Raw genomic sequence first — 298 nt, 5'->3', positions numbered from 1 at the left:
ACCGCGCTCTCGGCCTTGTCCACCGCCGTGTAGGCGGCCGTGTTGATCACCGCGCCGTAGGCCCGCTCCGCGAAGGCCGCCGCGAGAGCGCTCTCATCGGTGATGTCGAGGGCGTCGCGGCCGGGCGCGTGCAGGCGCACGTCCTCGGGCCAGCCGAGCGCCCGGAGTTCCGTGCCGACCTGGCCGGCGCCGCCGAGGAGGAGGATGTCCAAGCGCGCACTCATGCTTCAGCTGGCCTTCTGGAGGCCGAGGCGCTCGCCGGTGTAGCGGCCCTCGCGGATCGGGCGCCACCAGGCCT

At 74.2% G+C, this 298-nt stretch carries 1 protein-coding gene; it reads right to left on the bottom strand.

Annotation, left to right across the window (positions count from 1 at the left end; translation table 11 throughout):
• The coding region (locus tag AX737_RS26280; protein ID WP_156453973.1) for a sugar nucleotide-binding protein at positions 1-212 on the bottom strand (212 nt) is incomplete at its 3' end.
• Positions 213-298: the final 86 nt, after the last annotated feature.

The sequence above is a fragment of the Methylobacterium sp. CCH5-D2 genome (assembly GCF_001556475.1).
In the GTDB taxonomy this organism is placed as follows: domain Bacteria; phylum Pseudomonadota; class Alphaproteobacteria; order Rhizobiales; family Beijerinckiaceae; genus Methylobacterium; species Methylobacterium hispanicum.
Note: the sequence above shows the minus strand (reverse complement) of the source record. Positions and strands in the feature narration are given on the sequence as shown.